At 76.2% G+C, this 4774-nt stretch carries 4 protein-coding genes; 1 reads left to right on the top strand and 3 read right to left on the bottom strand.

Annotation, left to right across the window (positions count from 1 at the left end; translation table 11 throughout):
* From E1291_RS39355 to E1291_RS39345, 3 genes are all read right to left on the bottom strand, one after another.
* On the bottom strand, positions 1 to 846 hold an 846-nt coding region (locus E1291_RS39355), incomplete at its 3' end, for an AAA family ATPase (RefSeq protein WP_165495520.1).
* Between the two features lie 222 nt (positions 847 to 1068).
* Complete coding sequence (locus E1291_RS39350) at positions 1069 to 1746, bottom strand: LuxR C-terminal-related transcriptional regulator (protein WP_165495519.1); 678 nt, start codon at positions 1744 to 1746, stop codon at positions 1069 to 1071.
* On the bottom strand, positions 1737 to 3515 hold the full coding sequence (locus E1291_RS39345; RefSeq protein ID WP_131743104.1) for a sensor histidine kinase: 1779 nt from the start codon (positions 3513 to 3515) through the stop codon (positions 1737 to 1739). The genes E1291_RS39350 and E1291_RS39345 overlap by 10 nt, the downstream gene beginning before the upstream one ends.
* A 376-nt stretch (positions 3516 to 3891) precedes the next feature.
* On the opposite strand from E1291_RS39345, the gene E1291_RS39340 reads away from it, so the two are divergent.
* A complete protein-coding gene (locus E1291_RS39340; protein ID WP_131743103.1) occupies positions 3892 to 4728 on the top strand; it encodes a serine/threonine-protein kinase in 837 nt (278 codons plus the stop codon).
* Positions 4729 to 4774: the final 46 nt, after the last annotated feature.

Below are 4774 nucleotides of genomic sequence, written 5' to 3'. Positions count from 1 at the left end.
CCTGCGCTCCTCGTCGCGCAGCTCGGCGACCGCGCGGGAGATCGGCCAGCGACGGCGGGCGGCGAGCCGCGCGCCGCACGCGCAGACCGCGAGCGGCAGCAGGCCGCACAGCCCCACCAGCGAGCGGGCGGCCTCGTCCTCGCGGTCGACCCGGTCCCGGCCGACCAGGCGGCCGAGCAGCTCCAGCGCGCCGGACTGGCCGAGCGGGCTCAGCTCCAGGAACTCCGCCCCGTCCACCAGCAGCCCGGACAGGCGCCGCCGGGTGGTCACCACGATCAGCGCCGGCCCGGCGCCGGGCAGCAGCGGCCGCACCTGGGCCGCCGAGACCGCGTTGTCGAGCATGATGATCAGGCGCCGGCCGCTGGTCATCGACCGGAACAGCGCGGACTGCTCGTCGATGCCGGCGGGGATGCTCTCCTGGGCGGCGCCGAGCGCGCGCAGGAAGCGCTCCAGCGGCTCGGCCGGGGCGAGCGGCTCGGCGCCCGAGAAGCCCCGCAGGTCGACGAAGAGCTGCCCCTCGTAGCGGGCCCTGATCCGGTGCAGCCAGTGCAGGGCCAGCGTGGTCTTGCCGACGCCGCCCTGTCCGGTGACCACGACCAGCCGGGGCCGGTCCGTCCCGGCGGGGGCCTCCGCCATCCGGGTGAGGGAGGCGAGCTCGTCGGCGCGGTCGGCGAACAGGCCGGGCGGGGGGAGCTGGGCCGGGGCGGGCAGCCGCGGCCGCGGCGCCGCGGTGATGTGGACGCCGCCCTCGATGGACCCGGCCTGGACGCTGGACCCGGAGATCATCCCGGTCAGCTCGTTGCGCCACGGGACCTCTCCGGACCCCGGCTCGTCGGAGGACTGCACCACCCGATCCATTCCGTCGCCGCAGCGGCGCCGGGTCCGGACGCGCCCGAGCCGCTCATTCCTCGTCAACGTACTCGGTCACGCAATGCGATCGCATAAGGGAAGGAAATATTGACAGATAAGTGCTGTATAAAAAATGCGGCGATGTTGGGAAATGGGGGTTTTGTGGGTTAGGCTCTCATGAATTCACGAGGTCTTTGCTGCTTTCGCCGACGAGAGTCGTCAGTCGGGGCGCGTGGGGCGGGGGTGGCCGAGGCGGCGGGCCGTCAGGTAGGCGAGGACGGCGTTGACGCGGCGGTTGCTCGCCGGGTCCTTGCCGATGCGGAGCTTCTGGAAGACGTTGCGGGCGTGCGAGCTCACCGTCGCCTCGGTGATGTACAGCCGCGTGGCGATGCCGCGGTCCGACAGTCCCTGCGCCATCAGGGTGAGGACCTCCCGCTCGCGCCCGGTGAGGGAGTCCAGGGCGTCGGCCCCGCCGGGCGGCCCGACCAGGCCGGCGACGACGTCGGGGTCGACGGCCGTGCCGCCGGCGGCGAGCCGGCGCAGCACCTCGTCGAACTCCTCGGCCCGCGAGATCCGGGACTTGAGCAGGTACCCGACCCGGGCCGGGTCGTCGCGGAGCAGGTCGGCGGCGTAGTTCTCCGCGTAGTGGGACACCAGCAGCACGGCCGTCGCGGGGTGCTCGGCGCGGACGCGGGCGGCCAGCCGCAGCCCCTCCTCGCCGTAGGTGGGCGGCAGCCGGACGTCCAGCAGCACCAGGTGGGGCCGGTACCGGGCGACCAGCGCCGGGACGGGCTCGGCGCGGACCGCGGTGGCCGCCACCTCGTGGCCCAGCGCCGCCAGCACCCGCACCATGCCCTCGCGCTCGAACAGGCCGTCCTCGACGACGATCACTCGCACGGCGGGTCCAGCGGCGCGGCGCCGGGCGGCGCGGCGGGCAGGTCGGCGGTCAACACGGTCCCCTTCCCGGGCGGGCTGTGCACGGTCAGCGTCCCGCCGACGGCGGCGACGCGGTCGGCGAGGCCGGTGAGACCGGACTCGGGGCCCGGCACCGCGCCGCCCGCGCCGTCGTCGGCGACCCGGACGAGCAGCCGCCCGCCCGCCACCCCGGCGCCGACCCGGACGGTCTCGGCGCGGGCGTGCCGGGCGGCGTTGGCGAGGGCCTCGCTGACGACGAAGTAGGCGGTCGCCTCCACGGTCGGGTCGAGCCGGGGCAGGTCCGCGACGTCCAGGACGGTCCGCCCGGCGCAGCGCATGACCAGCAGCTCCAGCGCGGGCCGCAGCCCCCGCACGGTCAGCGTCGCCGGATGGATCCCGCGCGCCAGCTCGCGCAGCTCGGTGACCGCGGCGCGCAGCTCGTCCTCGGCCTGCCCGAGCAGCCGCGCGGTGTCCGCGGTGATCACGGTGTCGCGCAGGCTCTCCCGGACGGCGCCGAGCGCGTCGCCCAGGCGCAGCATCCGCTGCTGCGCGCCGTCGTGCAGGTCGCGTTCGAGGCGGCGCCGCGCCGCGTCGGCGGCGGTGACCAGCCGGGCCCGGGACGCGCGGACCTCGGCGAGCCGCGCGCGCACCTCGGCCTCCAGCCGCGCGTTCTCCAGCGCGAGCCGCGCGGTGGCGGTGACCGCCTCCAGCAGGCGCGGCTCGTCCCGCAGCGTCGGGTCGTGCAGCAGGACGGCGACGGGCCGCTCCAGCGGGCCCACCACGGTGAGGCGGCGCGGGTCGGGGGCCTCCGGCAGCGTCACGGGCGCGCCCGCGCCGTCCGCCCATCCGCCCGTGACCGGGTAGGCGACCCGCAGCTGCGGGTCGCCGAGCGCGGCGGCCAGCGCCGCCTCCAGCCGGCCCGCCGGCATCACCGCGATGACCCGGACGAGGTCGGACACCCGCGCCTCGTAGAGCCGCTCGCGCAGCAGCCCGAGGAAGAACGCCGCCGGGACCGCGAGCAGCGAGGTGAACTGGGCGGCGGCCAGGGTCGAGTCGACGCCGGTCGCGCCCGCGGGCGGCAGCTCGGCCGTGCTCAGCAGGTTCAGCGTCGCCCACAGCACCGCCGCCGTGATCATCGCGGCGGTGGGGAAGGCGAGCAGCCGCCGCTCCCGCCCGCCCGCGCGCCGGAACCGGCGCATGATGACCGACGCGCCGACGAGCACCAGCGCGGCGGTCCCCGCCGCGAGGGCCTGCGCCGCCGTCCGGGCCGCGCCCGGGTCGTCCACCAGGCTGAGCGGCGCGCACACGTCCCTGCACCGGCCCGCCGGGCGGGCCGGGCCGAACACCACCAGGACCAGCGCGCACAGGGCACCGAACACGTACCCGGCGCGGGCCACGGCACGGCCCTCCCGGTCGTGCACCTCCCCCGACGGATAGGCGAGGAACACGTGCGCGCCCAGCGGCAGCTGGAGCGCGGTGAGCAGCAGCCCGGCCGCGACCGGCAGCCGCAGCGCGAGGCCGGTGCCGGCCAGCGCGAACGAGGCGGGCGCCGCGGCCGCCAGCAGCAGCCCGAGCCCCGTCATGAGCGCGCCCATCCGGGACCGGGGGCGCAGCCGCGCGACGAGCTCCCCGGCCACCAGCCAGCCCATGACCTGCGCCAGCTCCTTGGTGTAGAAGACGGCGCCGTGCGTGCCCCAGCGCGCCGCGAGCCACGCGTCGCACAGCACCAGGGCCGTCCCGGCGGCGAACATCGCCGGGACCGGGTCGCGGCCGCGGGGGGCCGGCGGGCGGGGCGGCCGGAATCTCAGGGTTTTCCCTGTGGTGGGACGAACGCCGGTCACGTCACTCTAGGGGCGTCGCTGAGGGAACGGCATCGCGTGGATCATTCCACGCTCCTTTTCCGGGGGGTCGAAGGTGCTCAGCTGCATGGTGACCGGACGTCATCATAACTGCGGGTGGCACTCACGGAACGGTCGGTTTCCGGAGTTGGCCGGGACGGTCGTGAAAGGTCCGGCCGGGGGCGGCCGGCACCACTCACTCGGCGGATCCACAACGGTTTCCGAAACGGCGGAGACGACCTTGGCGTGAGGTTCGCCGAGGGGGACCGGCTTTCCAGGGGGGAACGGGATGAGCTGGAAACTGGACGGGTTCACCGAGATCGGTGAGCTCGGCTCGGGGGCACAGGGGCGGGTGGTCCTGGCCCGCAGGGACGGCCGGGACCGGGCCGCGCCCGTCGTGGCGATCAAGTACGTGGTGCCGCGGGACGGCGCCCGGGTGCCCTCCCGGCGGGAGGCGGACATCCTCAAGGCGGTCGACGACCCGCACGTCGCCCGCCTGTACGACCTGGTCGAGGGCCCCGGCGGCACGGCGGCCCTGGTGCTGGAGGCGGTGCGGGGCGTCCCGCTCGGCGTCGTCATCGAGCGCAACGTCGCCGAGCGCGGCGGCGGGCTCCCGCCGGAGGCGGCGCTGGTGGTGCTCAAGGGCTCGCTCGGCGGCCTCGCCGCCGCGCACGCCGCCGGGGTGGTGCACCGCGACTACAAGCCGTCGAACGTGATCGTCCAGGCGGACGGGGACAGCAAGCTCATCGACTTCGGCGTGGCGGGGCCCGCCGGGGCCCGCTCGCGGTCGGGCACGCCCGCCTACATGGCGCCGGAGCAGTGGGAGGGCGACGCGGCCACCCCCGCCACCGACGTGTACGCCGCGACGTGCGTCTTCTTCGAGTGCCTCACCGGCCACCCGCCGTTCGCGGGCGAGGGGGCGCTGGAGCTGTGGGCGCAGCACGGCGCCGAGCCGGTGCCGGTGGCCGAGCTGCCGCCGCCGGTGCGCCCGCTGGTCGAGCACGGCATGGCCAAGGACCCCGCCCGGCGCCCGGCGGGCGCCGCGGAGTTCGCCGCCGAGCTGGAGGCGGTCGCCGCCGCGGCCGCGACCTTGTGGTCGTCGCTGGTGTCGAGGTCCAGGCGGTAGATCATCGCCAGGCCGAGCCCGTTCAGCGCCACCGACAACGGCAGCA

The organism is Actinomadura roseirufa, from assembly GCF_900659635.1.
In the GTDB taxonomy this organism is placed as follows: Bacteria; Actinomycetota; Actinomycetes; order Streptosporangiales; family Streptosporangiaceae; genus Spirillospora; species Spirillospora roseirufa.
Note: the sequence above shows the minus strand (reverse complement) of the source record. Positions and strands in the feature narration are given on the sequence as shown.

What these genes read in the sequence shown, in the direction of transcription:
- E1291_RS39345 (WP_131743104.1), bottom strand. Translation starts at nt 3,515, where the DNA reads ATGTTCGCCGCCGGGACGGCCCTGGTGCTGTGCGACGCGTGGCTCGCG.
- E1291_RS39340 (WP_131743103.1), top strand. Translation starts at nt 3,892, where the DNA reads ATGAGCTGGAAACTGGACGGGTTCACCGAGATCGGTGAGCTCGGCTCG.